This is a genomic window from Nitrospirillum pindoramense (assembly GCF_007827955.1).
In the GTDB taxonomy this organism is placed as follows: Bacteria; Pseudomonadota; Alphaproteobacteria; order Azospirillales; family Azospirillaceae; genus Nitrospirillum; species Nitrospirillum amazonense_B.
The window spans coordinates 264,909-291,358 of sequence record NZ_VITR01000009.1; the positions used below are offsets into that span (position 1 = coordinate 264,909).

General features: G+C 67.4%; 22 protein-coding genes. 15 read left to right on the top strand and 7 right to left on the bottom strand.

Annotated elements, in window-relative coordinates:
- Nucleotides 1-14: 14 nt before the first annotated feature.
- The gene (locus FBZ90_RS16865) at nt 15-1,040 is read right to left on the bottom strand and encodes an adenosine deaminase (protein ID WP_145733831.1); all 1,026 of its coding nucleotides are present in this window, start codon (nt 1,038-1,040) and stop codon (nt 15-17) included.
- A 46-nt stretch (nt 1,041-1,086) separates the two neighbouring features.
- Nucleotides 1,087-3,327 (bottom strand): TonB-dependent receptor, encoded by a 2,241-nt coding sequence (locus tag FBZ90_RS16870; RefSeq protein ID WP_145733832.1) that lies wholly within the window; start codon nt 3,325-3,327, stop codon nt 1,087-1,089.
- Nucleotides 3,328-3,677: 350 nt separating this feature from the next.
- Here FBZ90_RS16870 and FBZ90_RS16875 point away from each other — a divergent pair, with 350 nt between their 5' ends.
- The 12 genes from FBZ90_RS16875 to FBZ90_RS16930 all read left to right on the top strand — a co-directional run bounded on the left by FBZ90_RS16875 (nt 3,678) and on the right by FBZ90_RS16930 (nt 18,662).
- Nucleotides 3,678-4,685 (top strand): LacI family DNA-binding transcriptional regulator, encoded by a 1,008-nt coding sequence (locus FBZ90_RS16875; RefSeq protein WP_145733833.1) that lies wholly within the window; start codon nt 3,678-3,680, stop codon nt 4,683-4,685.
- Between the two features lie 319 nt (nt 4,686-5,004).
- A complete protein-coding gene (locus FBZ90_RS16880) occupies nt 5,005-7,413 on the top strand; it encodes a TonB-dependent receptor domain-containing protein (RefSeq protein WP_186455859.1) in 2,409 nt (802 codons plus the stop codon).
- A gap of 67 nt (nt 7,414-7,480) precedes the next feature.
- Nucleotides 7,481-8,566, top strand: a complete 1,086-nt coding sequence (locus FBZ90_RS16885) for an alkaline phosphatase D family protein (protein ID WP_145733835.1) — start codon at nt 7,481-7,483, stop codon at nt 8,564-8,566.
- Nucleotides 8,567-8,600: 34 nt separating this feature from the next.
- Nucleotides 8,601-9,500, top strand: a complete 900-nt coding sequence (locus FBZ90_RS16890) for a nucleoside hydrolase (protein ID WP_186455860.1) — start codon at nt 8,601-8,603, stop codon at nt 9,498-9,500.
- Nucleotides 9,497-10,558: a BMP family ABC transporter substrate-binding protein gene (locus FBZ90_RS16895; RefSeq protein ID WP_145733837.1), complete on the top strand. Its 1,062-nt coding sequence runs from the start codon at nt 9,497-9,499 to the stop codon at nt 10,556-10,558. Before FBZ90_RS16890 ends, FBZ90_RS16895 begins: the two co-directional genes overlap by 4 nt.
- Complete coding sequence (locus FBZ90_RS16900) at nt 10,555-12,114, top strand: ABC transporter ATP-binding protein (RefSeq protein ID WP_145733838.1); 1,560 nt, start codon at nt 10,555-10,557, stop codon at nt 12,112-12,114. Before FBZ90_RS16895 ends, FBZ90_RS16900 begins: the two co-directional genes overlap by 4 nt.
- The gene (locus FBZ90_RS16905) at nt 12,098-13,186 is read left to right on the top strand and encodes an ABC transporter permease (protein ID WP_145733839.1); all 1,089 of its coding nucleotides are present in this window, start codon (nt 12,098-12,100) and stop codon (nt 13,184-13,186) included. The genes FBZ90_RS16900 and FBZ90_RS16905 overlap by 17 nt, the downstream gene beginning before the upstream one ends.
- Nucleotides 13,183-14,184, top strand: a complete 1,002-nt coding sequence (locus FBZ90_RS16910; protein ID WP_145733840.1) for an ABC transporter permease — start codon at nt 13,183-13,185, stop codon at nt 14,182-14,184. Before FBZ90_RS16905 ends, FBZ90_RS16910 begins: the two co-directional genes overlap by 4 nt.
- Nucleotides 14,185-14,198: 14 nt before the next feature.
- Nucleotides 14,199-15,260, top strand: coding sequence for an ADP-ribosylglycohydrolase family protein (locus FBZ90_RS16915; protein WP_145733841.1), 1,062 nt, complete (start codon nt 14,199-14,201; stop codon nt 15,258-15,260).
- A complete protein-coding gene (locus FBZ90_RS16920; protein WP_145733842.1) occupies nt 15,257-16,303 on the top strand; it encodes an SIS domain-containing protein in 1,047 nt (348 codons plus the stop codon). The genes FBZ90_RS16915 and FBZ90_RS16920 overlap by 4 nt, the downstream gene beginning before the upstream one ends.
- Nucleotides 16,300-17,313, top strand: a complete 1,014-nt coding sequence (locus FBZ90_RS16925) for a carbohydrate kinase family protein (RefSeq protein WP_145733843.1) — start codon at nt 16,300-16,302, stop codon at nt 17,311-17,313. The genes FBZ90_RS16920 and FBZ90_RS16925 overlap by 4 nt, the downstream gene beginning before the upstream one ends.
- 455 nt (nt 17,314-17,768) lie before the next feature.
- Nucleotides 17,769-18,662 carry an AraC family transcriptional regulator gene (locus tag FBZ90_RS16930; protein WP_145733844.1) on the top strand — a complete coding sequence of 298 codons (894 nt, stop codon included), beginning with the start codon at nt 17,769-17,771 and terminating at the stop codon, nt 18,660-18,662.
- 84 nt (nt 18,663-18,746) lie between these two features.
- Here the strand turns inward: FBZ90_RS16930 and FBZ90_RS16935 are convergent, their stop codons facing one another.
- The 4 genes from FBZ90_RS16935 to FBZ90_RS16950 all read right to left on the bottom strand — a co-directional run bounded on the left by FBZ90_RS16935 (nt 18,747) and on the right by FBZ90_RS16950 (nt 23,451).
- Entirely contained in the window at nt 18,747-19,205 is a 459-nt protein-coding gene (locus tag FBZ90_RS16935) for a hypothetical protein (protein WP_145733845.1), read from the bottom strand.
- Between the two features lie 161 nt (nt 19,206-19,366).
- Complete coding sequence (locus FBZ90_RS16940) at nt 19,367-20,050, bottom strand: Fe2+-dependent dioxygenase (RefSeq protein WP_145733846.1); 684 nt, start codon at nt 20,048-20,050, stop codon at nt 19,367-19,369.
- A 3-nt stretch (nt 20,051-20,053) separates the two neighbouring features.
- Nucleotides 20,054-22,318, bottom strand: a complete 2,265-nt coding sequence (locus FBZ90_RS16945; RefSeq protein WP_246130461.1) for a TonB-dependent receptor — start codon at nt 22,316-22,318, stop codon at nt 20,054-20,056.
- A gap of 44 nt (nt 22,319-22,362) precedes the next feature.
- Nucleotides 22,363-23,451 carry a tetratricopeptide repeat protein gene (locus FBZ90_RS16950; RefSeq protein WP_145733848.1) on the bottom strand — a complete coding sequence of 363 codons (1,089 nt, stop codon included), beginning with the start codon at nt 23,449-23,451 and terminating at the stop codon, nt 22,363-22,365.
- Nucleotides 23,452-23,749: 298 nt separating this feature from the next.
- Between FBZ90_RS16950 and FBZ90_RS16955 the strand changes: the two genes are divergently transcribed.
- A complete protein-coding gene (locus tag FBZ90_RS16955; RefSeq protein WP_145733849.1) occupies nt 23,750-24,190 on the top strand; it encodes a hypothetical protein in 441 nt (146 codons plus the stop codon).
- Nucleotides 24,191-24,319: 129 nt separating this feature from the next.
- Here the strand turns inward: FBZ90_RS16955 and FBZ90_RS16960 are convergent, their stop codons facing one another.
- Complete coding sequence (locus FBZ90_RS16960) at nt 24,320-25,366, bottom strand: LysR family transcriptional regulator (protein ID WP_246130462.1); 1,047 nt, start codon at nt 25,364-25,366, stop codon at nt 24,320-24,322.
- A gap of 1 nt (nt 25,367) precedes the next feature.
- Between FBZ90_RS16960 and FBZ90_RS16965 the strand changes: the two genes are divergently transcribed.
- Both FBZ90_RS16965 and FBZ90_RS28140 read left to right on the top strand, forming a co-directional pair.
- The gene (locus FBZ90_RS16965; RefSeq protein ID WP_145733850.1) at nt 25,368-26,105 is read left to right on the top strand and encodes an SDR family oxidoreductase; all 738 of its coding nucleotides are present in this window, start codon (nt 25,368-25,370) and stop codon (nt 26,103-26,105) included.
- A gap of 133 nt (nt 26,106-26,238) precedes the next feature.
- Nucleotides 26,239-26,436 (top strand): hypothetical protein, encoded by a 198-nt coding sequence (locus FBZ90_RS28140; protein ID WP_211102102.1) that lies wholly within the window; start codon nt 26,239-26,241, stop codon nt 26,434-26,436.
- Nucleotides 26,437-26,450: the final 14 nt, after the last annotated feature.

A 26,450-nucleotide genomic window follows, 5' to 3' on the forward strand; every position in this document is an offset into this window, starting at 1 on the left:
CTGTTTAAATCCAATTAGTTATGATGCCCCTGATCCAACCGCGCCAGGTGGGGCGCCTGGGCGGCGGCATCCAGGAAGGAGCCGGTGATGCTGTTGCGGGCCAGTTGCGCCAATTGCCCCCGGTCCAGGCCCAGGGCCGTCGCCACCCGCACGTAGTTGTCCAGCAGGTAGCCGCCGAAATAGGCCGGATCGTCGGCATTGACCGTGGCCCTCAGGCCCAGGTCCAGCATGCGCCGCAAGGGATGCGCCTCCAGGCTGGGCACAACGCAGAGCTTGAGGTTGGACAGGGGGCACACCGTCAGCGTCGTGCCCTGGTCCACCAGGCGGCGGGTGAGCGCCTCATCCTCCAGCGCGCGGTTGCCATGGTCCAGGCGATCCACGCCCAGGATGTCCAGCGCCTGCCAGACATAGTCGGGCGGCCCCTCCTCCCCCGCGTGGGCCACCAGCTTCAGCCCCCGCTCCCGCGAAGCCTGGAACACCCGCGCGAACTTGGACGGGGGGTTGCCCACCTCCGACGAATCCAGCCCCACGCCCGCGATGCGGTCCAGATAGGGCTCCGCCGCCCTTAGCGTGGCGAAGGCCGCCTCTTCATCCAGGTGGCGCAGATAGCAGAGGATGAGGTGGGCGGTGATGCCCAGCTCCCTCTCCGCCGCCGCCATGCCGGCCAGCAGGCCGTCGGCCACCACCTGGAAGGGGATGCCCCGGTCGGTGTGGGTCTGGGGATCGAAGAAGATCTCGGCATGCACGCCGCCGTCGGCGGCCAGCCGGCGGAAATAGGCCAGCGCCAGGTCGCGGAAATCCTCCTCCGTGCGTAGGACCTGGGCCCCCTGGTAATAGATGTCCAGGAAGTCCTGAAGGTTGGTGAAGGCGTAGGCCGCCCGCACCTCCTCCACCGTGCGGAAGGGCAGCGCCACGCGGTTGCGGCGGGCGAACGCGAACATCTGCTCCGGTTCCAGGCTGCCTTCGATGTGCAGGTGCAGCTCCGCCTTTGGCAGGCAACGGATGAAATCGGCCAAGGGTGGGGCAAGGGTATCGGTCATGGTCGCTCCTGATCCCCGGGGGAGCGCCACCGGGGATCGCTGGTCTTCAGAAATGGGTGGACAGTTCCACGCCGTAGGTGCGCGGGTTGGTGAACACGCCGGCGTAGCCGTTGACGTTCACGGCGCTGGTCAAGACGGAGGCGTCGGTGATGTTGCGTACCCAGGCCGCGACCTGGGTGCGGCCGAAGCGATAGCCCGCCCGGGCCCCGCCCTCCCAATACCCCTGCCCCCGGAATTGCGGCTGAACGAAGCTGGTCAGCTGGAAATTCTCATCGCCGCGATAGGTCCAGTCCGTGCCCAGGAACACCTCCCGCCCGCCGCCCAGCGGATAGGTGTAGTCGGCCGTCAGCGAAGCGGTCCACCGGGGGGCGAAGGGAAAGGGCTGGCCGGCGATGTCCAAGGGGTGGCCGGGATTGCGGGGGTCATCCACCTCCGTCGGGCCCTGGATCTCGGTCTTCACAAAGCCGAGATTGGCGCCCAGCAGCAGGCTGTCCGTCACCTGCAGCTTGCTCTCCAGCTCAAAGCCGGTGCCGACACCGCCCTTGGCGTTGATCAGGCGGATGATTTCCTGACCCGCCGCCAGGGTGCTGTAGGCCACCAGTTGCTGGTTGCGGTAGACGTAGTGGAAGATCGACAGGTCGGTACGCAAGCGCCGGCCGAAGAAGTCACCCTTCGCCCCGGCCTCGTACGAGGTCACTGTTTCGGGATCGGCCTTCTGCAACGGGTCGAACATGGCCTGCCCCGTGATCACGCCGGCGTGGTACCCCTCCGCCACGCGGGCGTAGAGGTTGATCTGGTCATCCAGGCGGTAGGCCACGCTGCCGTCATAGGTGAATTTGCCCCAGCGGCCGTCGGTGCTGGAAAACCGGGGCAGAAACCAGGGGCCGGGGCCCCGGCCCGCCACCTTGTAAAACGGATCGGTGGCGAAGTTGGGAAAGGCCGCGAGGTCGGTGGGCTTGGGCGTGAAGGAGGATGAGTCCTGCCAGAAGTCCACCGCATCAACGGTGTAGCGCAAGCCGGCCGTCAGGGTCAGGCGCTCGGTGGGGGAATAGTTGGCCTGGCCGAAGGCCGCACCGCTGTGACTGCGCTGGCGCGCCCGCTGATAGGCGCCGAAGCCGGGCATGCCATCCGCCGTCTGGAAGCTGTTGTTGGCGGTGGTGTTCCAGTAGTTCAGATCCTCGGAGAAATAGTAGAGGCCGCCCTGCCAGCCAAAGGGCCCACCGGGGTTGGAGGCGAGACGCAGTTCCTGCGTCACCTGCGTCAGCCCGTCGACGTCGGACGCGTTGACCAGCGCCGGCCGGGGGGAACCATCCACGTCGCCGACACTGAACATGCTGCCGGTAAGCCAGGCGGCGATGGAGGTCAGGGTGACGTCGTCGAATTCATAGGCGACGTTCAGGGTGACGCCGCGCGTGGTCACCTTCTGCCGGTTGTTGTTATCGCTCTCCTCCGCGAGGTCATACTTGTCGAAGGGCAGGACGCCGACGGTCGCATCGGTGCCGGCGCCGTGGAACAGCGTGGAGGTGCCGTCCAGTGAGCGGCCGAAAGCCTGGACCAGGGCGGTGAAGCGCTCACCGGGCTTCCACTGAATCTGCACCCGGGCCGCCAAATCGTCATAGCCGTCCAGCTTGTTCCCCGTGACCACATTGCGCACCCACGGGTCGCGGTGCTGATACAAGACGGACGCCCGGGCGGCGAGGCCGTCGCCCAGGCTGCCCCCCACCGCCGATTCCGCAGTGTAGCTGCTGAAGTTGCCATAGGTGACATCGGCATAACCCTCAGTCGCGTCCGTGGGCTTGCGGGACACCAGATGGACGGCGCCCGCCGTGGTGTTCTTGCCCCACAGCGTGCCCTGGGGACCGCGCAGCACCTCGACCCGTTCCAGGTCGAAAGCGGGCATGCCCTTCAGCACCGGGTTCTCCAGCACGACGTCGTCATAGTACAGCGCCACCGGCTGCGAGGCGTTCAGGGTGAAGTCCTCGTTGCCCAGTCCCCGGATGTAAAAGCGCGGATAGACGCGGCCAAAGGTGGACTCCGCGTTCAGGTTGGCCACGCGCCCGGACAGCACCCGGATGTCATCACCCGACACCGCCAGGCCGCGCATGTCATCGCCGTTCATGACGCTGACGGAAAGCGGCACCTGCTGCAGGTCCTCCGTCCGTTTCTGCGCCGTGACCACGATCTCCTCCAAGGCGGGCGGGCCGTCCGCCGCCTCCGCCGCCCGCGCGGCCGCCGCCCCTTCCCCCGCCGCCAACGCCACCAGCGCCGCCGCCGTCGTCACCCTCATGAGTCCCATCGTTTTTAACTCCCATCGTTCATGCCCTGTCCGTTGCCGCCACGCCATTACCCTGGCGGTGCGGTCTGCTTTAATTAAACGTTTCATTTATAAGGCGCAAAAAGACGCGCCCGGTGGCTCAGCGCCGCCGAACTGATGCCCTGTATTTCCTATGCTTGCCTGGCATTTCTTGCCCGTCAAGGTGGGATTACGAATTTTTAATCGATTCATAAAAGCTCGGCGCTTGACGGACTTCCACCGCCCTCGTCAACTGGGCGCCACCATGCCCCTTCCCATTTCCAACGGGATTCGGCTGAAATACGCCGCAAACGATTAACCACCCCCGCCAACCAGAGACCCCGATGACCAAGGATGAAAACAGCGCCAAACGCCCCACCCTGAAGGACGTGGCGCTGGCGGCGGGCGTGTCGGTGGCAACGGCGTCGTACGCGCTGAACGATGTCGGTTCCGTAGGCGGGGACACGCGCCGCCATGTGCTGGAGGTCGCGGCGCGCCTGGGCTATCGCCCCAACCTCAGCGCCAAGGCCATGCGGACGGGCAAGACCAGCGCCATCGGCCTGATCCTGCCCGACCTGACCAACCCCTTCTTCCCGGCCTTGGCCCAGAACGTCGTGCATGCGGCACGGGAAAGCGCCTACAGCGTCTTCGTCACCGACACGCAGGGCTCGCCCGAGGCTGAGCGCGCCGCCGCCCAAGCCCTGATCCAGCGCGGGGTGGACGGCCTGATCTGGTTCCCCATCAATGACGAGGACACGCTGGCCCACCTGACCGGCGGGCTGCCCGTGCTGGTGCTGGACCGCGACAACCCCCGCCACGACCTGATCCAGATCGACGTCGATTCCGGGGGGCGCATGGCGGCCGAGCGGCTGATTCGGGCGGGGCACCGGCGCATCGGGGTCATTTCCGGCCCGACCGACGTGCGCAGTTCCCGCCAACGGTCCGAGAGCAGCGCCGAGGTGCTGCGCCGGCACGACGCCCTGGCCTGGCACCTGCACAACGCCTATTCCTTCGACCTGGAACCGACGGTGGCCGCCGCCGTGGCGGACGGGTCGGTCACGGCGCTGTGCGTGGGCGCCGACCTGATCGCGCTGGGCGCCATCAACACCCTGCGCCAGCGGGGCCTGCGCGTGCCGGAGGACGTTTCCATCATCGGGTTCGACAACATTCCCTACGGCGCGCTGGCCTTTCCCGGCCTGTCCACCATCAACATCCCGGTGGAAGAGATGGGGATCGAGGCGGTGAACACCCTGTTGCGCCGCATCGCCAAGCCAACGGAGTCCCGGCGCCGCCTGGTGTTCGACGTGACCTATGTCGAACGCGGCACCGTGGCACCCCCGCCCACCCCCTGAACTCTGCCCCATGCCCCCTTGACCCTTGCCCTGCGGCGGGGGATCAGTGCGGCTGCCCTTCATGACATTTGAGTGAAACGTATAAGTTGACATTGCGCACCTGCCGCGCATTAAATATGAAACGTTTCATCGAAAGCCCATACCGGATGGAGGCACCGCGGCGAGGGCCGCGGAGATCACGGCAGGGGCCGAAACCAAGAAGGGGTATTGGGGCATGAAGCGGATGACGGGGCGCCGGACGGCGACGCGGAGAAATGAACTGACCAGGACGGCCTTAGCCGGCGCCTCTCTCTGGATATTGGCCGGGGCGGTGTCCGGGATGGCCAGTGCGGCGGAGGCGACCGGGTCTGACGACGCCCCCTTGGATGACATCGTCATCACGGCCCATAAACTGGGCATCGGCGAGACGCGGGCCAACAGCATCGTCGACGCGGAGGCCATCAAGGAGCTGCCACCCGGCCTGGATCCCCTGAAGATGATCAACCGGGTGCCCGGCGTGCTGGTGGGGTCCAGCGACGCCATGACCGGCAGTTTTTCCATGCGCCTCAGCATGCGCGGGCTGAACAAGGAGCAGATCGGCGTTTCCGTCGACGGCATCCCCAACGGCTCCACCCTGTCCAACGGCGGCACCATGCCGTCACGCCTGGTCGACGGCGGCAACCTGGAGCGCATCTCCGTTTCCCAATCGGCGGGTGAGATCGGCACGCCGTCGAACCAGGCCCTGGGCGGCTACATCGATTTCCAGAGCCGCGACCCCGCCGCCACCGCCGGCGGCGCGGCGGAGCTGTCGGGCGGCGACGTCGGCTACCGCCGCGCCTTCGCCCGCCTGGACACGGGTGAGATCGCGCGCGGCCTGACGGCCTATGTCAGCTATTCGCATGAGCAGCTGAACACCTGGCCCGGCGCCCAATCGGGCGAGAGCAAGCGCGACCATGTCGATTTCAAGATGGTGAAGGAGTTCGACAACGGCGCCAAGGTCAAGGCCAGCTTCAGCTACAACAACCTGTCGGATAACGATTACGACGCCGTGGCCCTGCGCGCCGTCAGCGCACCCTTCTACAAGGCCAACTTCGAGACCAATCCCAACACCGACGGGCTGACCGACGCCTGGACCGGCGACCCCAACATCGACCAGAACAACCGCAAGACACGCGGCATCGACAGCCGCGAATACTTCAGCCACATCGATATTTCGACACCCCTGACGGACAATATCTCCTTCTCCGTCAAGCCCTACTACCATCATGAGGAGGGGGCGGGCTGGTTCTATGTGCCCTACGTCCAGCTACCGGCCAACGGCCAGCTCTACAGCGCGGTGGCGCCCGGCGGCAAGGCCACCGGCACGGTGCAGGAATGCTATGCCAACCAGTACGCCCACACCGCCAGCGGCGCCCTGATCCCGGTGGCGGCCGTCACCTACCCCGGCGGCACCAGCGCTGCGGCCTTGAAGGCCGCCGGCTGCCCAGCCGCCGCCAAATACCAGATGAACCCCGCCAGCCAGTGGGGCGCACGCGAAGCCTCCCGCCGCAAGGGCGGCTATGAGATGGATCGCGAGGGCGGCCTGAGCGAGCTGAAGGGCACCATCGGCGATAACCAGGAACTGCGCGCCGGCGTCTGGGTGGAGCATATCGACCGCGCCAAGACCCGCAATTGGTACAAGGTCACCGATCCCAAGATCAGCGACGACTACAGCGACAGCGGCCTGTACTCCATCACCCAGGACCGCCACTACGCGTCCGACACGCATATGTATTACGGCCAGTACAAGCTGCGCTTCCTGGACAGCAAGGCGGAGGTGTCGGCCGGCCTGACCTACCAGGATTTCGATGAGACCTACCGTTCGCCGGTGGAGTTCGCCGGCACGCGGGAACTGAGCGTTCATTCCGACGTGCTGCCCAAGGTGGGCCTGCTGTACCACCTGACCGACAGCCTGGAACTGTTCGCCAGCGGCTCGCGGAACTTCAGCGCCCTGCCCGACAGCGTGTTCGAGGGCACCGCCGCCATCGACAGCAAGAAGGGCATCCAGCCGGAGACCTCCACCAACTACGACGTGGGCGCCCGCTGGGCCCTGGGCAATGTCGGCTTCTCCGTCCAGGGCTACTGGATCGACTACGACAATCGCATCTCCATCCAGAACGGCAACCCCGACGGCGATATCTTCAGCCGCGACGCCACCACCACCTTCCTGAACCAGGGCGGCATCACCTCCCGCGGCGTGGAACTGACCGCCACCGCCCAGTTCGGCGCCGTCGACCTCTACGGCAACTACGCCTTCAACGACGCCTTCTACAAGGTGGCGACCCCGGCGGAGGGCATTGCCAAGGGCGACCCGGTGCTGGGCCAGCCGCGCCACAGCCTCTATGGCGAGGTGGGCTGGCGCCCCATCGACCCGCTGCGCCTGATGGTCAACGCCCGCTATGTCGGCCGCCAGGCCGGGACCTACGGCGCGGTGCAGAACACGGTGGTGGCAGGCGGCCCGGCCTATTACCCGCGGGAATACATGCCGGCCTACACCCTGGTGGGCCTGTCGGCGACCTACCGCCTGGACGACGGATGGACGGGCCCGCTGCACGACACCGAGATCGCGGTGAACGTCGACAACCTGTTCGACCAGCACTACCTGGCCGGCATCGGCATGGAACTGACGACCAGCAATCCGCTGACGTCCGGCCGCTATTTCCTGGGCAGCCCGCGCACCTTCGTCGTGACCCTGCGCACCAAATACTGAGCCTGACACGTAAAGCCCGATCGGGCCCCGCCGTCACCGGCGGGGCCTTCCACCCCGAGGGTGCCCGATGTTCAACCGCCGTTCCCTGCTGGCCGCCACGGGCGCCACGCTGCTGACCCGCCTGGGGCGGGCCGCCCCGGCGCCGCGTGTGGCCGGGGAACGCCTGACGCGCATCGCCTTCGGCTGCTGCGACCATCCGGAAATGGCGCAGGACATCTGGCCGGCCATCGCCGCGACCGACCCCGACCTGTTCCTGTTCCTGGGCGACACCGTCTATGCCGACGACGCCGTGACGGCCAAGGCGGGGATCATTCCGGCCCTGGCCAAGATGTACCAGCGTCTGGACGCCTCCCCCGAATTCCAGGCCTTCCGCGCCCATGTGCCCATCAAGGCCACCTGGGACGACCACGATTATGGGGTCCATGACGGTGGCGCCGATTTCCCCGGGAAGGACGCCGCCCGCACGCTGTTCCTGGACTTCTTCCAGGTGCCCGCGAACGACCCGAGGCGAACGCGTCCCGATGGCGTCTACCACGCGCTGGAGTTGGGCCCGCCGGAACGGCGCGTCCAGATCCTGTTGCTGGACCTGCGCTACAACCGCAGCCCCCTGCTGCGCCATGACGAGCCGGAACGCACGGCCAAGAGCGGCTTCGGCCCCTATCTGCCCAACCTGGATCCGGCGGCCACCATGCTGGGGGTCGCGCAATGGCGCTGGCTGGAGGCGCAACTGCGGCGACCGGCCCGGGTTCGCCTGATCGGGTCCAGCGTCCCCTATGCCGCCGGCCACCGGGGCTATGAGGCCTGGACCAACTTCCCGCTGGAGCGTCAGCGCCTGGCCGACCTCATCGCCCGCACCGGCGCCGGCGGCGTCCTGTTCCTGAGCGGGGAGGTGCATTACGGCGAGATCAGCGTCCTGACGCGGGGCACGCCCTATCCCCTTTATGACGTCACCAGCAGCGGCCTGACCCACTATTGGCCCTTGCCCGGCCCCAACCTGAACCGCCTGCCCATAGGCACCGTGGCCCAACGCAATTTCGGCATGATCCACATCCTGTGGGAGGCGCCGGAGCCCCAGGTGGTGATGGAGGTGCGGATGGCCGATGGCGGCCTCGGCATCCAGCACACGGTGGCCCTGGACAGCCTGCACACCTGAAACACGCTTTTGCTATTTCCCAAGAAAGACGTTCATGACTGCGGTTCTGATTGACTGTGATCCCGGCATCGACGACGCCCTGGCCCTGGCCTTGGCGGTCGCCTCTCCCGAACTGGACGTGCGCGCGGTGACCTGCGTGGCCGGCAACCGGCCAGTGGCTGTCACCGCCACCAACGCCCGGCGCCTGCTGGACCTGTTCGGCCGGCCGGATATCCCCGTCTACGCCGGTGCCGCGCGGCCATTGCTGTATCCCCAGGCCCGGACCAACCTGGTGCATGGCGAGGATGGTCTGGGCGGGGTGGCCTTGGGCGTGGACGCGCGGCAGGTGGTGGCGGACCATGCGGCCGACGCCCTGGCCCACCTGCTGCTGTCGCCGCTGGGGGCGGACCTGACGATCGTGGCCATGGGACCGCTGACCAATCTGGCGCTGGCGGAGATACGGCATCCCGGCCTGCTGGCGCGGGCCCGCTCCATCCACGTCATGGGCGGGGCCGCCCATTGCCCCGGCAACGTCGCCCCGGCGGCGGAGTTCAATTTCTGGGCGGACCCGGCGGCCGCCCATGTGGTCATGACCGCAGGCGCCAGGCTGGAGGTCTTCCCGCTGGACGTCACCGGCCAGGCGGCCATGACGCCCGCGTGGCTGGCGGCCCTGGCGGCCCAACCCACGCGATCAGCCCAGGCCCTGGCCGCCATGCTGGCGGTGTACGGCGAAAAGGATCCTCTGCTGCACGACGCCTGTCCGGTGGCGGCCCTGCTGCGGCCCCAGCTGTTCAGCGGACAGGCCGGACGGCTGGAGGTGGACTGGCGTCCGGGCCCCGACGAGGGGCGCAGCCGCCTTCACCAGGAGGGCGAGGTCAACGCCATGCTGTACACCGGCCTGGATACGGATGGCCTGCTGTCCCTGATGGCTGAGCGCCTGGCCCGGCTGCCATGAGGGGACCGGCGCTCACCCTTGTGCTGATGGTCATGACGGGGCTGGCGCCAGCGGGCGCCGGCGCGCATGCGGCCGACGGCGGCCCGCCACGCGTGGCCTTTTTCGTCAACGGGGCGCTGGGCGACAAGTCCTTCTTCGATTCCGCGGCCCGGGGCCTGCGCCAGGCGGAGGCCGACCTGCACCTGGCCACCCGCACCATCGAGGGCGGCTATGACCCCACGCGGTGGGAAAGCGGCCTGGTGGACCTGGCCGACAGCGGCGACTTCCCCATCATCGTGACCGGCACCTACACCATGGGGCCGCTGGTGCAGAAGGTGGCCCCCGACTATCCGGACGTCACCTTCATCCTGTTCGACGGCGTGGTCGACTACGCCCACTGCGCCTGCGGCAACGTCTATTCCATGCGCTTCCGCCAGAACGAGGGCGGCTATCTGGCCGGCGTGCTGGCGGCCGGCCTGGTGCGGGCCGGGACGATTCCCGGGGCCAGGGAAGCGGTGGGATTGGTGGGCGCCATGCCCATCCCCGTCATCAACGATTTCGCCACCGGCTACGAGGCCGGGGCGCGGGACGCGGCGCCCGGAATCACGATCCTGCGCCAGTTCGCCAACTCCTTCTCCGACCCCGCGACGGGCAAGGAGATCGCCAAGGCCCAGTATGGCCAGGGGGCCGGCGTCATCTTCCAGGTGGCGGGGGCCACCGGCCAAGGCGTCATCGAGGCGGCCGAGGAAACCGGGCGCTACGTCATCGGAGTGGATTCCGACCAGGCGGCCCTCTACCGCACGTCCAGCCCCCGCCGCGCCGCCCGCATCCTGACCTCCGTCATGAAGAATGTGGACGCCGCCATCCTGCGCGCCCTGCGGCTGTGGCAACAAGGCCGCCTGCCGCTGGGCCGGACGGAGTCCCTGGGCCTGAAGGAGGGCGCCATCGGCCTGGCGGACAACCCGGAGGCCGCCCTGGCGGTGCCGCCCGCCGTGCGCGCCGCGGTGGCGGCCGCGCGCCAGCGCATCATCGACGGCACCCTGACCGTCCCCACCGCCTTCGCAGGGGGGCGGCCATGACCGTCGCCCCACTCGCCATCGCCTTGGAGGGTGTGGAGAAGCGCTACCCCAACGGCACCTTGGCCAACAGTGGCGTCAGCTTCGCCGTGGCAGCCGGCGAGATCCACGCCCTGGTGGGTGAGAACGGCGCCGGCAAGTCCACGGTGATGAAGATGCTGTATGGGCTGGAGCGGCCGACGGCCGGCGCCCTGCGCATCCATGGCCGGCCGGTGGACTTCCGCCACCCCGGCGATGCCATCGCCGCCGGGGTCGGCCTGGTCGCCCAGCACCTGAACCTGGTGCCGTCGCTGACGGTGGCGGAAAACGTGGTGCTGGGGCATGAGCCGCGCCGGGCCGGTGGGCGACTGGACCGGGCGGCGGCGGCGGCCCGCGTCCGGGCGCTGGCGGAGCAATCCGGGCTGGCGGTGGACCCGGCGGCCACGGTGGCCAGCCTGCCGGTTGGGGTGCGCCAGCGGGTGGAAATCCTGAAGGTGCTGCACCGGGGCGCCCGCATCCTGTTGCTGGATGAGCCCACGGCCGTCCTGACCCCGCCGGAGACCGCAACCCTGTTCGCCACCCTGCGCCAGTTGGCCGAGGCCGGCCGCACCATCCTGGTCATCACCCACAAGCTGGATGAGGTGAAGGCCCTGGCCGGTGGCGTGACCGTCCTATGCCAGGGCCGCGTCACCGGCAGCGCCCGCATGGCGGAGTTGGATGAGGGCGCGCTGTCCCACCTGATGGTGGGTCGGGACCTGCCGCCCCCGCCGCCCCGTCGCACAGCCCGCACCCGCCCAGTCCCGCGTGTCGTCGCCCGCGGCCTGGGCTATGTCGACGATGACGGGGCCATCCGGCTGCGCGACGTCGGCTTCGACGTCGCGCCCGGCGAGATCCTGGGCATCGCCGGGGTGGAGGGCAACGGGCAGGACGTGCTGGCGCGCCTGCTGTCCGGCGCCGCCATCCCCAGCGCCGGCGACGCCCGCCTGGATGGCCGGGTCTTCACCGGCCTCTCCCCCCGCGCCGTCCACGCCCTGGGCGTGGCGGTGGTGACGGAGGACCGGCTGCATGACGGTGCCGCCCCGACGCTCAGCATCCTCGACAATCTGCTGGCCACCCGCTACGCCCGCCCGCCCCTGTCACGACGGGGCCTGATTGATCGCGGCACCGCGCGACGCTGGGCGCAGGCCGTGATCGACGGGTTCGGCGTGCGCGCGGCCGGGCCGGACCAGCCCATGGGCGCGCTGTCCGGCGGCAACATGCAGAAGCTGATCCTGGCGCGCGAGATCGCCGACGCCCCCGCCTTCCTGGTCGCCAGCCAGCCGACCCGGGGCGTGGACATCGCCGCCGCATCCGCCCTGCAGTCCCGCCTGGCCGCGTTGCGGGATCAAGGTGCCGCCATCCTGCTGATTTCGGCTGACCTGGATGAACTGCTGGCCCTGTCGGACCGCATCGCCGTGCTGTACCGGGGGCGGATTGTCGCCCGGTTCGCGGCCGGGGCCGTCGACGCCCAGACCCTGGGGCTGCATATGACGGGGCTGGGGCCCTCGTTGGACGGGGACGACCATGACGCCGTCGCGTGAAGGGGCCCGCATCGCCCTGGCCGTGGGTGCCGCCCTGGCCCTGGGCTTCGCCGTCATGGCCTGTGTCAGCGACCAGCCCTGGGCCGCCTTCCGCGCGCTGTTGACCGGCCCCCTGCCCTCGATCGAGCGCGCCGCCGATGGCCGCGTGGTGGTGCATCGGCTGGTGCGCTTCGGCGCCTGGCTGCAGGACGCCACCACCCTGACCCTGGTGGGGCTGGCCATCGCCATCCCCTTCCGCGCGCGACAGTTTTCCTTGGGTGCTGACGGCCAGCTGTTCATGGGCGCGCTGGCGGCGGCGGCCATCAGCCTGGGCCTGGGGGATACGCCGACCGCCCTGCCGCTCGCCTTCCTGGCGGCGGCGGCGGCCGGCGCCGGCTGGGGCCTGGTGGCAGGGCTGTTGAAAACCCGGTTCGAGGCCAACGAGATCGTGACCACCCTGATGCTGAACGTGGTGGCGGTGCAGGTTTACCGCCTGGTGGTGGGCCGGGTGCTGAACGACCCCTCCGCCGGCTTCATCACCACGCCCCCGCTGCCCGAGGCCGCGACCCTGGCGCCGTTGATCGCCCGCACCACCGTGACGGCCATGGTGCTGGTGGCGCCGGCGGCGGTGGCGGCGGCCCTGTTCCTGCTGCGGCGGACGACCCTGGGGTATGAGATCGACCTGGCCGGCGCCAACCCCTGGTTCGCGGTCCGCGCCGGGGTGCCGGTGGCCCGGGCCACGGCGCTGGCGTTCGCTCTGGGTGGCGCCTTCGCCGGATTGGCGGGTTTCCACGTGTCGAACGCCCTGCTGAAGCGTCTGCCCGTCGACCTCACCCCCGGCATCGGGCTGGAGGGTATCGTGGTGGCGCTGCTGGCCCGCGGGCGGGTGGGCGCCCTGCCCCTTGCGGCCCTGGGCTACGCCTACCTGCGTGTGGGCGCCCAGGCCATGGAGCGCGCCACCGATGTCCCGCGCGAGGTGGTTCTGGTCATCCAGGCGCTGATCATCCTGTTCGTGGTGTCGGACCGCCTGGCGCCCCTGGCCTTGGGCTTGGCCCGCCGGGCAAGCGCGCGCATCGGGGGGAGGGCGGCATGAGCCTGGACCTTGTCGCGGCCGGCACCGTGGCCACCGTGGTGGTGGCGGGCACCCTGCGCGCCGCCACCCCCATCATCTTCGCCAGCCTGGGCGGCCTGATCTCCGAACTGGCCGGCTGCATCAACGTGGCGCTGGAGGGCGTGATGCTGGTGGCCGCCTTCGCCGGCGTCATCACCTCCGCCTATTCCGCCCTGTGGTTCCCGGACGCCCCCTTGTGGCTGCACCCGTGGCTGGGGTGCGCCGCCGGCCTGCTGGCCGGCACGGCCCTGGCGGGTTTGCTGGCCGTGTTCCATCTGGAGTTGGGGGCCGACCTGATCGTCGCCGGCATTGGGCTGAACATCCTGGCCCAGGGATTGACGGTGCTGCTGATGGCCCACCTGACGGGGGACAAGGGCTCCACCGCCAGCCTGACCAGCTTCGCCCTGCCCAACCTGCGCTGGCCTGGAATGGACGGCGTGCCGGTGCTGGGCGTCCTGCTGAACGGCGACGGGGATGCCGGGCACAACGTGCTGGTCTATGGCGCCCTGGCCGCCACCGGCTGGGTCGCGTGGGCGCTGCGCCACACGGTCTTCGGCCTGCGCCTCAGGGCGGCGGGGGAAAACGCGGAGGCGGCGCTGGCCGCCGGTCTGCCGGTGAAGCGGCTGCGCTATGCCGGCCTGCTGCTGAGCGGCCTGCTGGCCAGCGGCGGCGGCGTCTTCCTCGGCATGGGCTACTTGACGCTGTTCCAGGCCGACATGGCGGCGGGGCGGGGATACCTGGCCCTGGCCGCCGTGTTCCTGGGCGGCCACCGGCCCTTGGGCACGGTGGCGGCGGCACTGGTCTTCGGTGGCGCCACCGTCATGGCCGCCCGCCTGGGCCTGCTGGCCGTGCCGGCCGAGGTGGTCTTCATGATCCCGCCCCTGGTCACCATCGCCGCCCTGGTCCTGGTCAAGCAGCACCAACGCCTGGCCGCCCGGCGCCGCGCCGCAGCCGGCCGTGCCACCCTTCTTTCCTCCTGACGGACATGACATCCATGAACACACACACCCTGCAGGACCGGATCGCCGGTTCGCTGCTGCTGGCCGGCATGGGCGACGCGCTGGGCGCCCCCACCGAGCAATGGTCCATGGCCGAGATCCTGGCCGCCCATGGCGGGCCGGTTGCCAGCTTCGTGACGCCCACGGCCGACACCTTCGCCGGCGCCAACGCCGGCAAGAGGGCGGAGGTGACGGACGACGCCAGCCAGATGTACTACCTGGCCCGCGCCCTGGTGCGCGGCGGGGGCCGCCTGGACGCGGCCGGCTGGGTCGCCTGTCTGCTGGACTGGGCCGACACCTCGCCCAAGGCCGGCTTCATGGGGCCCAGCACGGTGGGCATCGTGGCGGCCCTGCGTGCCGGCACCGACCCAGCGCTGGTGGGGGTCATCGGCCAGTCGCGGCGCAAGATGACGACCATCGGCACCACCAATGGCGCGGCCATGCGGGTGGCGCCCGCCGGCCTGGTCCATCCCGGCGACCTGGACGCCGCCTGTGCCCAGGCGCTGGTGACCTGCCTGCCCTCGCACGACACCGATGTCGCCATCGCCGCCGCCTGCGCCATCGCCGCTGGCACGGCCCGGGCCCTGGTGACGGATGACATCGCCGACGTCATCACCGCCTGCATCGAGGGGGGACGCCAAGGCGCCACCCTGGCCGCCCGGCATGCCCGCGTGGGCCCCGGCCCCCGCTTCCAGGCGCGCCTGGACCTGGCATTGGAGATCGCCGCGCGGGCCACGGACGACCTGGCCTTTCTCGAGGCCTTGGACGCGCAGGTCGGCGCCTCGGTCCTGGCGGCGGAATCGGTGCCGGCGGCCATCGCCATCCTGGCCTACGCCAAGGGCGACCCGTTGCGCACCATCGCCCTGTCGGCCACCATCGGCAACGACACCGATTCCATCGCCACCATGGCGGGAGCACTGGCCGGCGCCCTGTGCGGCGCCTCCGCCCTGCCCGCCGGCCTCACCGCCGAATTCAAGGCGGTGAACGCCCTGGACTACGGCCTGGATGCCCTGGCGGCCGAGTTGGCCGCCATCGCCCAGCGGCGGCTGGCGGCATGACGGAGGCCGACACCTTGATGCCCTTGCCCGCCACGGCACGGGAGCGGGCGGACACCCCCACCGCCGTGGACAGGGCGCTAACCCGCTTGGCCGCACCAGTGCGGGACCTGGCGGCGGCGCTGACCGCCCGGGGGATCGGCCGCCTGCTGATGGCCGGGTCCGGCGATAGCCTGTCCGCTGGGCTGATGGCCACGCCGGCCTTCGCCGCCTATGCCGGCATTCCCTGCCAGGCGGTCCAGGCCTTCGACCTGGCGCGATATGGCCACCCCGACCTGGGAGCCCATACCGCCGTGGCGGTGATCAGTTCCAGCGGGCGTCCGTCGCCCGCCCATGACGCCCTGGCCCGCGCCCGGGAGAGTGGCGCCCTGGTTATCGGCATCTGCGATCGGGAGGGCACGCCCTTCCTGGCCCCGCCGGTTTTGGGCCTGTGCCCCGGCGCCAGCAAGGACGGCATGCCCACGCAATCGACCACCGCCACGCTGGCCGTCCTGATCCTGCTGGCGCTGGAATGGGGCGAGGTGCTGCGACGGCCAATGGCAGGCCCCCGCCGGGAGCTCGCCGCCCTGCCGGCCACCCTGGAAAGCGTCCTGCGATCCGACACCGCAATCCACACCCTGGGCACCACGCTGGCCACCCGGCGCCATCTGCACATTGTCGGCGCCGGTCCCAACACCGGCACCGCCCGCTGCATCGCCGACCTGCTGACGGCGGCGGCGGGACTGGCGGCCCTGCCCCATGCGGTGGAGGAGTTCCACCACGCCCTGCGCCTGCAGGCCCTGACCCCCACCGACCTGGTGCTGCTCCTGGCGCCCCCCGGCGCGCGCGCGGCGGACCACCTGGCTGAGACCGCCACCGCCGCCCGCGAGCGCGGTGCGGCGGTGGCGGTGCTGGGCGGGCCGGACTTCCCCGTGCCCGGGATGGATGAGCCCATGACGCCCCTGCCGTTGCTGATGCAGGGCCAGGCCCTGGCGTTGGCCGCCGGTGACGCCGCCGCCCGCGTCGGGCGCTTCCGGACCCTCGCCAGCACGGGGGTGGCCCCATGATCCCGCCCGGCCCCCGCCGCTTTGGCCTGCTGGCCTATGGCGACCCCAATATCGACCTGGTCTTCGCCGTGGACCGCGCACCGGCGGCGGACGAGAAGGTGCTGGGCCGGCATCTGGGCCGCCACGCCGGCGGCACGGCGGCCAACGTGGCCTGCGCCGCCGCCCGCCTGGGCCTGCCCACCGCAGCCTACGGCCGGGTCGGCCGCGATGATGGCGATGGCGACCACCTGGTGGCGGAGTTCCAGCGCTTCGGCGTCGCCCCCCAGTGGGTGCGGCGGGTGCCGGGACCCTGCGCCACGGCCCTGATCCTGGTGGAGGGGGATGGGGAGAAGGCGCTGGTCTACGCGCCGCTGCCCGGCTGGCCGCTGGATACGGCCACCCTGGCCCCGGCCCTGGAACAGTCCCGCATCGTCTACGCCATGCCGTACGACCTGGCGGAGTTCGATGTCGTGAGCCGCCTGGCCCGCGCCACCGGCACCCTGGTCGCCATCGATGTGGAGGCGGCGGTGGCCCCGGGCCCGGAACGGCTGGCGGCGCTGCTGCCCCTGAGCGACATCGTGTTCTTCAACGAAGGCGGGTTCCGTGCCGCGACCGGCCAGCCGCCGACGCCGGAGCATGCCCGCACGCTGTTGAACCAAGGGCCGGGGTTGGTGGTGGTGACCTTGGGCGCCCGGGGGGCCATCGCCGTGCGGGGTGAGGAGAGCGTGATCCAGCCCGCGTTCCCGGCGCGCCTGGTGGACGCGACCGGGGCTGGCGACTGCTTCAACGCCGCCGTGCTCGCCCGCCTGCTCCACGGCGACAGCCTGGCCGACGCCCTGCGCTTCGCCGCCGCCGCCGCCAGTCTGGCCATCACCGCCATCGGCGCCCACGCGGGCTTTCCCGACCATGCCGCGGTGGCCTCGGTATTGGACACCCCGGCCCCGGAGGCGAATAACACCGGGCAGGTCCACGGCGACGTTTCACCCCATGACGCCGGACCTGCGCCGTATCCTTTCCAGAAAGGTCAGTGATGTCCTCCGCCTGCCGTCGGCGCCCAGGATGACGCCAGCGGCATGGGACGCGACCAAAAGGCAAACAACCTTAAGAAGATATGCGGCCAGCTTTTCAACATATGAGGCATAATCCGGCACCTCCCTTAATGAGACAATGCCCAGTCCGCTGATCGTGCTGCCGACCTCCAAGAACGGGCCGGCGGGCAGCCGCAGCATCTACCTTATACCAAGTAGCGATGATCCTGACCTATGGCAGGCTCATCGACCTTAGTCGCCGGCGCCGCCATCCGGCGGCTTGGCTTCCGCGCCTTACGGCGCGCGGCGGCAGTCGCCGCCGATACCAAGGAGCGACGAATGGGAATCATCGCTCCTTGGTATTAGCGGCCTGTCATAGATGTGATACTGATTATCACTTGCAGATATCGCGCCGCCGGTCGCATGATGGGCGCCTCCCCTCTTTGTGTCGGGCAATCATGCTGCAACATCACCAGCCCAGCCAATTCTCTCCAGCTAATGCTGAATTGGACGCTCACGATGCGTTTGGTCCCCGGCAGCATGACGCTGACGAACACTGGGCTTACGAAATCGCGCGTCCGGTCATCGCCGTCGGTGTCGAGACCAAACTCGCGGCGATGAAGGAAACCAGCCTTCATCATCATCGAAAGGCGCAGCTGATCCTGACGCTCAGCGGTGTCGTCACCTGCGAGGTGGATAACAGCGCATGGATAGTCCCACCGCAGTGCGCACTCTGGATACCGGGCGGGCAGGCCCACAGCCTCAGAGCCTCCGGCGATCTCAAGATCTACTGCCTCTTTGTCGAGACAGACGCGGCGGCGGTCATGCCGGCCGAATGCTGTACAATCGCCGTCACCCCTCTCCTCCGGGAATTGATGCTGCGTACCGCGTCGCTTCCCCCGCTTTATGACATGGGTGGCCCGGACGGCCGCTTGGTTACGGTGCTTCTGGATGAGTTGGCGGCCGCATCCGTCGAGAAATTGCACTTTCCGATGCCGCGCGATCCACGGCTTAGAAAGATCGTCAATGCCATGCTGTCCGACCCGGCGGAGCGCCTGACAATCGCCGAATGGGGCCGCCAAGTCGGCGCGTCCGAGCGCAACCTCACGCGCATCCTGAGAACGGAAACCGGTATGAGCTTCGGACGGTGGCGCCAGCAGCTTCACATTCAGCTGGCCTTGCAGCACCTCGCCCAGGGGGTTTCGGTCAAGGTGGTCGCCCAGGATCTCGGGTATGAGAGCGCAAGCGCGTTCATCACCATGTTCCGGAAGGCCCTGGGCAAATCCCCAGCCCGATATCTGGCTGATCGCTGCCGTCTCGGATCGAGCGCCGAGGCTTTGCCCAGTTCCTGAACCTCGCGGCAATAAGGATGGCCGGAATGGTCGCGTAAGCGTCATCCTCCCCACATGTCGGCGCCCTTTCCCCACCTTGGCCCGTCAGCCAGGCGCGCCATCGTGAGCTGCCCTGCTGTTCACAACCAGGTTCCTATCGTTGCGCAGCAGACGCCACGTCGCGCGGAGCGCGATGACGCCAGGCAAGGTAACCGCAATCAAAGCGGTGGCCATGATGTGGCCGCCGTCACGAATACCGTCAAAGATACCACCCAATGTACCCCCAAGAACAAGGAGCCCCCCCAGGAGGAGCATGGACCAGTTCGCCGCGCCGGAGCGCACTGTGACAGCCAACAGGGGGGGAACGAGCCAAAGCACATAAAGGATGGCGAACGCCCATAGAGCGCCTGCGTCCAAGACAATTTCCGGCGTGGCGCCATGGTTCGCGATGTAGGCGCTCAGATAAGTTAACAACTGCATGACGGCGTAGATCAGGCTGCCAATTGCCGTCATCACCCACAGCAAGGCCACCTGATGTCGCAATAGTGTCGCCGATTCATTCATGGCCATTCCTCCAATATTCAAGAAAACTCGATTGATGATGTCCGCGGCAGACCTCAGCCTATGGCTTGGGATTGCCTACGCTCATGTTTGGCTTCTTCATCGGCACAATCAGCGCTGCGGGCGTCGCAACGAAGGCGGAGAGAGAGCGCCGCGCGGGCGTCTCACAGTTCCGCCTCCCGCCGGAGCAGGTTGTGATACACCCCGGTAAGTGCCAGGGTCCCCTGCGTGTCGCCCTCCAAGGACGTTCGGACCTCTATGATCGCGCGATCAAGGTCGTAAAGCAGCGTGCGCAACCCTTCGTCCTTGATCATCGACTGGGTCCAAAAGAATGATGCCCAGCGTGTGCCACGGGTGATCTCGTTCACCCGGTGCAAACTGCCGGCTGGATACAGGGCCATGTGACCGGCGGGCAGCTTAACCACATGCACGCCGTAGCTGTCTTCGACCACCAACTCCCCGCCGTCATAAGCCTCAGGATCCGTGAGGAAGAGTGTTGACGACAAATCCGCGCGCATCCGGATCCCGACATTGGGTACCGCCCGCACGGCGCCATCGACATGGGTATCGAACCGCATGCCGACATCGTACCGGTTGAAAAGCGGCGGCAGGACGCGCAAGGGCAGCGCGGCGCTGTTGAACAGGGCGTTTCGGCCCAGCGCCCGCAGGATGATGTCGCCGGCTTCACGCGCCGCGGCCGAACCTTCCGGAAGCTGAAGATTATGCTTCGCACGGGCCGCCTGGTCACCGGCCGTGACACGACCATCCACAACCGCCGCTACCTCTATCATGCGGCGGACGGTGGCGACCTCTTCCGCCGACAGGACCTGGGGAATTTCGATCAGCATTGACTAGAACCTCACAGCCGCGGTCACGGTCACAGTGCGGCCAGCGACCGGCGTCGCGTACCCGTTGGAAAAAGCGGAGCTGTAGGCCAGCGCATCGGTGAGGTTTGTGACGTTGATCGCGACATGGTATTTTTCGGTAGGATCGTAAGAAACCATCGCATCGACCGTGGTCGCCGCATGTATACGCAGCGTATTCAAGTCGTTCACAAAATAATCAGAGCGATAGTTAACACCACCGCCGACAAGAAGATGGCCGGGCAATCCCTGGACGAGGGAGGCCACATCATAAGTCGACCACAAAGAGGCGCCGTGCTTCGAAACGTATGGCACCCGGTTGCCCGCCGCGGAGACGGGCGTGAACGCGCTGATGGCGGATGCGACGATCTTGCTGTCCATGTAGGAGTAGGACGCCTGCACATCCCATTCGGCGGTAATCTTCCCGGTCAGGCCCAGCTCCACGCCTTGAACACGGTCATTGTCGTCGGTGGTTGTCGCAATGCCTGTCACCGGATCGGTGTAGGAGGCATTGCTTTTATTCACACGGAACAAGGCCGCTGTTGCGCCGAGCCGATCATCGAGAAGGCTCCATTTGGCGCCGATCTCAAAGGTCTCATCGCCCTCGGGCTTCAGGTTCGGCTGCGTGCCATACTGCGAAAGCCCCAGGGAGGAGCTGAGCGAGGTGATATTGTTGGCGGGTGGCGTGAACGACTGCGCGTAGCTGAAATAATAAGTCTGCTGGGTGGTCGGCTCCCAAATCAATGAAGCCTTGGGGCTGGCGAAACTCGTCGTCGTCCCGACCTGGCTGCCTGCCACGTTGGCGTCGACCTGATAGTGATCCCAACGCACGCCGCCGAGGATGGAAAGCTTCGGCGTCAGCCACACCCGATCGCTGATAAAGGGGCCGACATCCCAGCTTGTCGCCGTCGTGCGATTGGCCGGGGAGATGACGTCGGCAAAGCCCGGCGAATTGTTGAAGATGGGATGCAGCAATGTTCCCGCCGGCTCGGGGCCGGTCGGCAAATAGAAGTCCGTGGTCGCATGCTGCGCATATGCGTCGACGCCGGACACCAGCTCGTGGCGGAACCACCCTGTTTCGAACCGCATCACCGCCGTCGTGGCGTTTTCGCCGCCATAACTTGTCTGCTTGCTTCCGCCGACCGCCCAAATCGTGTAGGGCGTGTTGAGGTTTCCCGCCAAGACATCGGTTGCGCATGTGCTCGGGAACGGAAAGCCCGGCGACGCGCACAGGGTCGGCGTGAACCTCAGATCCCGTGTGTAATGGCCGAAGCGCGTATCATTGGTAAGCGTCAGCCAATCGCCGAATTGACCCGTGTAAAGGACCGTGCCGACATCGGCATCCATGAGATCGCGGTCGCTTTCACGCCCGTAATAGGTCGAGCGTGGGACGCCGTATTCCGTGACGGGCTCACCAATGGCGCCCGCGACGCTGACCATGGGCACGCCGAAATCCGGCCGCTGGTTACTGTGCTGGTGGAAGTAGTCGACAATGACCTGCTGATCGGTGCCCAGACCAAAACCGACAGATCCGAGGACACCCCACCGGTCCGAATAGACATGGTCCCGGTCGACGATATCCTGACGATTGCCCATGACGACAACCCGCGCCGCCGTGGTCTCGTTAAGCTGACGATTCACGTCGAGCACGCCACGGCCGTAAGGGCCCATGCCGCCGGTCAATTCGAACGACGAATCATCACCAAGATGGGCTTTTTTGCTCTCCATCTCGATCACGCCACCGGTGGTGCCGTTGCCGAAGCTCTGGGATGAGGGGCCTTTGAGAACCATGATGTTCTCGGCGGCGAAGCTGTCGCGCACATAGGACCCGAAGTCGCGGAGACCATCCACGTACACATCACCGGAAGCGTCAAAGCCGCGGATACGGAACTGATCGCCGCTGATCCCGCCGTTCCCCTCGCCGGTAGCGACGGTGATCCCGGGCACATATTGCAGCACCTGGTTGACGGTGGTGGCGTGCTGCTGCTCGATCACCAGCTGCGGTATGACCGTGATTGTCTGCGGCGTGCTCTGCAGTGGGTCCGGAAGCCGATTGAGACCGGTATCGGTCTGCAGGGCGTTGGTCGATACAGCGTCCGCCCCCTCGACCTTGAGCGAAGGAAGCAAAATCGTGCCGCCGCTGGACGGCTGCGCCGGCGCGGCATCCTGAGCCCCGGCCTCATTGGCGGCAATGAAGACAGCGCCACTCGCGAGGCTGGCCGTGGCGCCAAGGCCCGTCAACGCGGGCCGCAAGGTTTTAATTGTTATCACAATACCCTCTTCAACTCCGATGGTTCTCAGCGCGGCGGCCGCATGACGCGGCAGCGGCGGGCAAATGCCGCGAGCAGCTTCGTCGGCGATCGCATCGCGCGCAGGCGATCTGTGGCCTCGGTGTGCCCATTCTTTGCAGCCGTTTTGAAAAGCATCCGCGCAGCGGCGGGGTCTGGCGGACCCGCCACGCCGTTTTCCAGCGCGACGCCATATGCATAGAGATCACCTGGCTGGCCGCCTTCCGCGATACGCTGGAGTGCCTCAAGGCCGCGTCGTCGCAATGCCGCCCCCGGCTGCGCCAGCAGCAGGGGCGCGATGCGCCGGCGGAATCCGTTGTCGCTATTGGCGATGGCACGCTGCAGCCATTGATCGGCGGCTTCCACCTCGCCCTTGCGGTACAGGATCGTGGCCAGATTGTATTGCGCCCAGTGATCGCCCAGCTTGGCGGCCTTCCTATACCAGAACAGCGCGCCGGCGGGATCGCGGGGCCCTGCCCAGCCTTCCTCCAGAAAGCGCGCGAGTGAGTTCATGGCCTTGAGATTGGCTTTGCTGGCGCCGCTTTCCGCTGCGGCCTTGAACAGGGCGAAGGCGCGAGGACGGTCTTTCGGATCGCCTCGGCGCATCAGCATCTGTGCCAGGTTGACCTGCGCCCAAAGGTGGCCAGCCTGCGCCGCGATCTCGAATGACTCGGTTGCGCGCGCGTGATCGACAGCGACACCCCACCCCTGTTCATAGCAGCGCCCGACCATGTTGCGGGCTTCAAGATCACCGGTTGCGGCGGCCTTCTGGAACCAGGCGAACGCCGCTTCCGGGTCGCCCGCGATTTCACGGCCATCCAGCAACAATTGTCCGAATACAAGCTGGGCGGGCGCGAACCCCGCCTGCGCGGCAGCCTTCATCCAGCGGACAGCGGCCTGCGGATTATTCGCCAGCATGTCGCGCAAGCCATGGGCAGTGACGCGCTGAGGTCGAAGCTGGATGATGGGCCGAGGCGGTGCCGACGCCACGTCGCCGGCCAGTGTCGCTGCACGTTCAGCCGACAAAGGCGCCTTGGGCGCATGATCTCTCTGAACCGGCACCTGGCCTAAATCTCCATGGCTTTGAGGGAAGGTCATGATTCCGGGAATCGCAATTGCAACGCATTCTTAGTTCCCATTAGTGCCACGTCGCCGGACGTCTGGCATCGCACAATCCAGTCACTTAATTGCTCGTTTCAGCCACAGGGCACACGCGAACGCCCCGGGCCGGGCGTTCACCCCGCCGCCCGACATGCTTGTCCGGTTTGCATAACTTTCTGACCGGACGGTGGAATGTGGCCGGTTTTCCAAGCGGCTATCTTCTGTGCTGACGAACTGCGCGGCGCCACGTTTCCAATAGATGGACCGCCACCGAAGCAAGTATTAGGAGTGCATCATGTTCTTTAATGCCGCGGAATTTCCGATCGTGAGGCTCAGTTACGATCAGGGTGCCGCCCCAACCGGATACGACGCGTTCGACACCTTTGAGAGCTTACTCGATCGCGAGACGCCATTCGTGATCATCGGCCAGGGAGCGGGCGATGGTGACGCCGAACACGAGCATGACGCTGCCCAGCGCAAGAAGATCGCGCTCTGGTCCAAGAAGAACAAGCCGCGCCTCCGCGCCTTCGTCAAGGCGATGGTCTACATCGAACCATCGGCGACCAAACGCCTGGCAATGAAGGCATTCCAGATGGTTTCCGAGAAGTTCTGGGGTTATCCGATGCTGGTGGTCGCATCCGACGCTGAAGCGTTGGATAAGGCGAGAGAGTTGCTGCACGGACCTTCCCACAAGGCGCCGGCCGGCGCAGCCGCCGTCCAAGACTATGGAACGTGAGCCACGCCAGGACAGCACCGCGGCGTCCCACCGTCACGGTGCTGTCCTCTCCGTTCCCGTAGTGGTTCCCGCATCCGAAGACTGGACCCCGACGTACATACCTGAACCGCAGTTCAGGCCATATTCCGCTCACAGGGGAACGTGAGGCGTAGAGATGCCGTTCCCGGCCTCTGGCCGATGATAGACTTCGGCAAGGAAGGAGAGGAACGCCTTGACATTGGGGCTGGCTCGCCGACTTTCCGGCCAAAGCGCCGTTATCGAAGTTCGTTCCACCGCATAGTCTTCCAGCACGGGCACGAGCTCGCCTCGTGCCACGTGGGGGGCCGCGATGTAGGTCGCTGAGATGCCGATGCCGCCGCCGCCGACAAGCACCGCGGACACGCCATCGCTGACGTCCACAGTCACGCCCGCGTTCGGAATCAGCTCGACGACGCGGCCTCCGATCTGGAAGGGCCAGCGCAGCGACTGGCCGGAACTTTGGAAGCGGAAGTTCACGCACTCATGCTCCGCCAGCTCATCCGGGTGCCTTGGCGTCCCGCGGCGCGCCAGATAATCGGGGGATGCATAGGCGCATAGCCTGTTTGGTCCAAGCCGGCGCGACAAAAGCCGGCTATCCGCAAGGTCGCCAACCCGGATCGCGACGTCGATGCCTTCCTCGATGATGTCCACCATCTGGTCGCTGAGGCGCAGGTCGATTGAGACCTTCGGATAGCGTTCCCTAAAACGCGGCAGGGCGGGGCCGATCACATGCACCCCGATCGGCAGCGGCGCAGCGATCTTCAGGATGCCCGCCGGTTCAGCGCGCGCGGCCAGCGCCGCCTGCTCGATCTCCTCGGCCTCCCGCAGCAGGCGAAGCGCACGCTCATGAAGGTCCCGGCCCTCCGACGTCAGCGTAAGCGATCGGGTTGTACGCGTGAAAAGCGGCACGCCGAACTGCTGTTCCAAGCGCTGAACGCTCTTGCTGACGGCGGACGGGGAAACGCCGAGCTGGCGCGCCGCCGCCGTGTAGCTGCCCAGCGAGGCGGCGCGCGCGAAAGCTATGATGCCTGTGAGCCGCTCAAGCCCAATTTGTGCCGTCATGGCAATAGTAAACCGAACATTGGCCTGATTATCAAGTGCGAAGCGGAGATCTAAATAACGGTCATCGACCTGGAAGGCCCATTGAAAGGAATACACGATGACCGCAGATCTCTTCTCCCGTCAGCTTGTCGGCTCTCATGTCCTGATAGTCGGCGGCACATCCGGTATTGGCCTTTCCGCCGCCATCCAAGCAAAGGCCGCGGGTGCCGAAGTCATCGTGGTCGGCTATGATCCATCGAGAGCTGAGCAGGTTGCGGCCGAGCATGGCTTCGCGGGATGGCGGGCGGCCGACGTGACCCGGCCCGAGACAATCGCGCTTGCGCTCGCCGATGTGGACCGGGTCGATCATCTTGTCCTCCTTGCCGGCAGCTTCGTCGTGGGCAAGGTGCTGGACGCGGATATAGCGCAACTGCAGCGCGCATTCGACGAACGTGTCTGGGCAGCCATCCATACGGTGCGCGCGCTGGGTGAGCGTCTTGCGCCCGACGGTTCCATCACTCTCATCTCGGGCGCACTCGGTGACCGGCCGAACGCATACGGAACCGCAGTGCTCGCCTCCGCCTCCTCCGCGATGGAGTCCCTTGGTCGCGGCCTCGCGCTCGAACTGGCGCCGCGCCGGGTGAACACGCTCTCGCCGGGGCCGATTGATACACCATTGCTGGGCAAGGCTCTGGGCCAAGGACGCGACGCCTATGTCGAGGGACTCAAGGCCACACTGCCGCTCCACCGGCTCGGCACCGCGGACGAGGCCGGCGCGGCTGTCGTGTTCCTTATGGCGAATGGCTGGATGAACGGCGCCACGCTCAACATCGACGGCGGCTCACGCCTGGTTTGATCAGCGCAGGCTCGGGAAAGTCCTGATCCAGAAGCGGGCTTCATCACCGGCGCAACCCTGGCGATCGATGGCGGCCTATCCGCCTGACCGCTCCCGTTAACATGTATCGAACGCACAAAGAAAGGAACGACCGATGTCAGACGCAGAAGTGACCCCGGACCATGACGCCCTGCTCCGCGCCAACCTCGAGCGGGTGTTCAACGAACGCGATCCGGACCGGCGCGCGCTCGCGATGGCAGACCTCTATGTGTGGGCTGCTGCCGGCTTGGATGACACCGGGATAAGCTCGATTAAGCTACCCCAGCGTTTCGTTCGAAGTCGACCGGGCTGAGGTAGCCCAGGGTC

What these genes read in the sequence shown, in the direction of transcription:
- FBZ90_RS28140 (WP_211102102.1), top strand. Translation starts at nt 26,239, where the DNA reads ATGTCAGACGCAGAAGTGACCCCGGACCATGACGCCCTGCTCCGCGCC.
- FBZ90_RS16890 (WP_186455860.1), top strand. Translation starts at nt 8,601, where the DNA reads ATGACTGCGGTTCTGATTGACTGTGATCCCGGCATCGACGACGCCCTG.
- FBZ90_RS16865 (WP_145733831.1), bottom strand. Translation starts at nt 1,040, where the DNA reads ATGACCGATACCCTTGCCCCACCCTTGGCCGATTTCATCCGTTGCCTG.
- FBZ90_RS16885 (WP_145733835.1), top strand. Translation starts at nt 7,481, where the DNA reads ATGTTCAACCGCCGTTCCCTGCTGGCCGCCACGGGCGCCACGCTGCTG.
- FBZ90_RS16905 (WP_145733839.1), top strand. Translation starts at nt 12,098, where the DNA reads ATGACGCCGTCGCGTGAAGGGGCCCGCATCGCCCTGGCCGTGGGTGCC.
- FBZ90_RS16870 (WP_145733832.1), bottom strand. Translation starts at nt 3,327, where the DNA reads ATGAGGGTGACGACGGCGGCGGCGCTGGTGGCGTTGGCGGCGGGGGAA.
- FBZ90_RS16880 (WP_186455859.1), top strand. Translation starts at nt 5,005, where the DNA reads ATGGCCAGTGCGGCGGAGGCGACCGGGTCTGACGACGCCCCCTTGGAT.
- FBZ90_RS16875 (WP_145733833.1), top strand. Translation starts at nt 3,678, where the DNA reads ATGACCAAGGATGAAAACAGCGCCAAACGCCCCACCCTGAAGGACGTG.
- FBZ90_RS16915 (WP_145733841.1), top strand. Translation starts at nt 14,199, where the DNA reads ATGAACACACACACCCTGCAGGACCGGATCGCCGGTTCGCTGCTGCTG.
- FBZ90_RS16930 (WP_145733844.1), top strand. Translation starts at nt 17,769, where the DNA reads ATGCTGCAACATCACCAGCCCAGCCAATTCTCTCCAGCTAATGCTGAA.
- FBZ90_RS16955 (WP_145733849.1), top strand. Translation starts at nt 23,750, where the DNA reads ATGTTCTTTAATGCCGCGGAATTTCCGATCGTGAGGCTCAGTTACGAT.
- FBZ90_RS16895 (WP_145733837.1), top strand. Translation starts at nt 9,497, where the DNA reads ATGAGGGGACCGGCGCTCACCCTTGTGCTGATGGTCATGACGGGGCTG.
- FBZ90_RS16925 (WP_145733843.1), top strand. Translation starts at nt 16,300, where the DNA reads ATGATCCCGCCCGGCCCCCGCCGCTTTGGCCTGCTGGCCTATGGCGAC.
- FBZ90_RS16950 (WP_145733848.1), bottom strand. Translation starts at nt 23,451, where the DNA reads ATGACCTTCCCTCAAAGCCATGGAGATTTAGGCCAGGTGCCGGTTCAG.
- FBZ90_RS16920 (WP_145733842.1), top strand. Translation starts at nt 15,257, where the DNA reads ATGACGGAGGCCGACACCTTGATGCCCTTGCCCGCCACGGCACGGGAG.
- FBZ90_RS16900 (WP_145733838.1), top strand. Translation starts at nt 10,555, where the DNA reads ATGACCGTCGCCCCACTCGCCATCGCCTTGGAGGGTGTGGAGAAGCGC.
- FBZ90_RS16940 (WP_145733846.1), bottom strand. Translation starts at nt 20,050, where the DNA reads ATGCTGATCGAAATTCCCCAGGTCCTGTCGGCGGAAGAGGTCGCCACC.
- FBZ90_RS16910 (WP_145733840.1), top strand. Translation starts at nt 13,183, where the DNA reads ATGAGCCTGGACCTTGTCGCGGCCGGCACCGTGGCCACCGTGGTGGTG.
- FBZ90_RS16935 (WP_145733845.1), bottom strand. Translation starts at nt 19,205, where the DNA reads ATGAATGAATCGGCGACACTATTGCGACATCAGGTGGCCTTGCTGTGG.
- FBZ90_RS16965 (WP_145733850.1), top strand. Translation starts at nt 25,368, where the DNA reads ATGACCGCAGATCTCTTCTCCCGTCAGCTTGTCGGCTCTCATGTCCTG.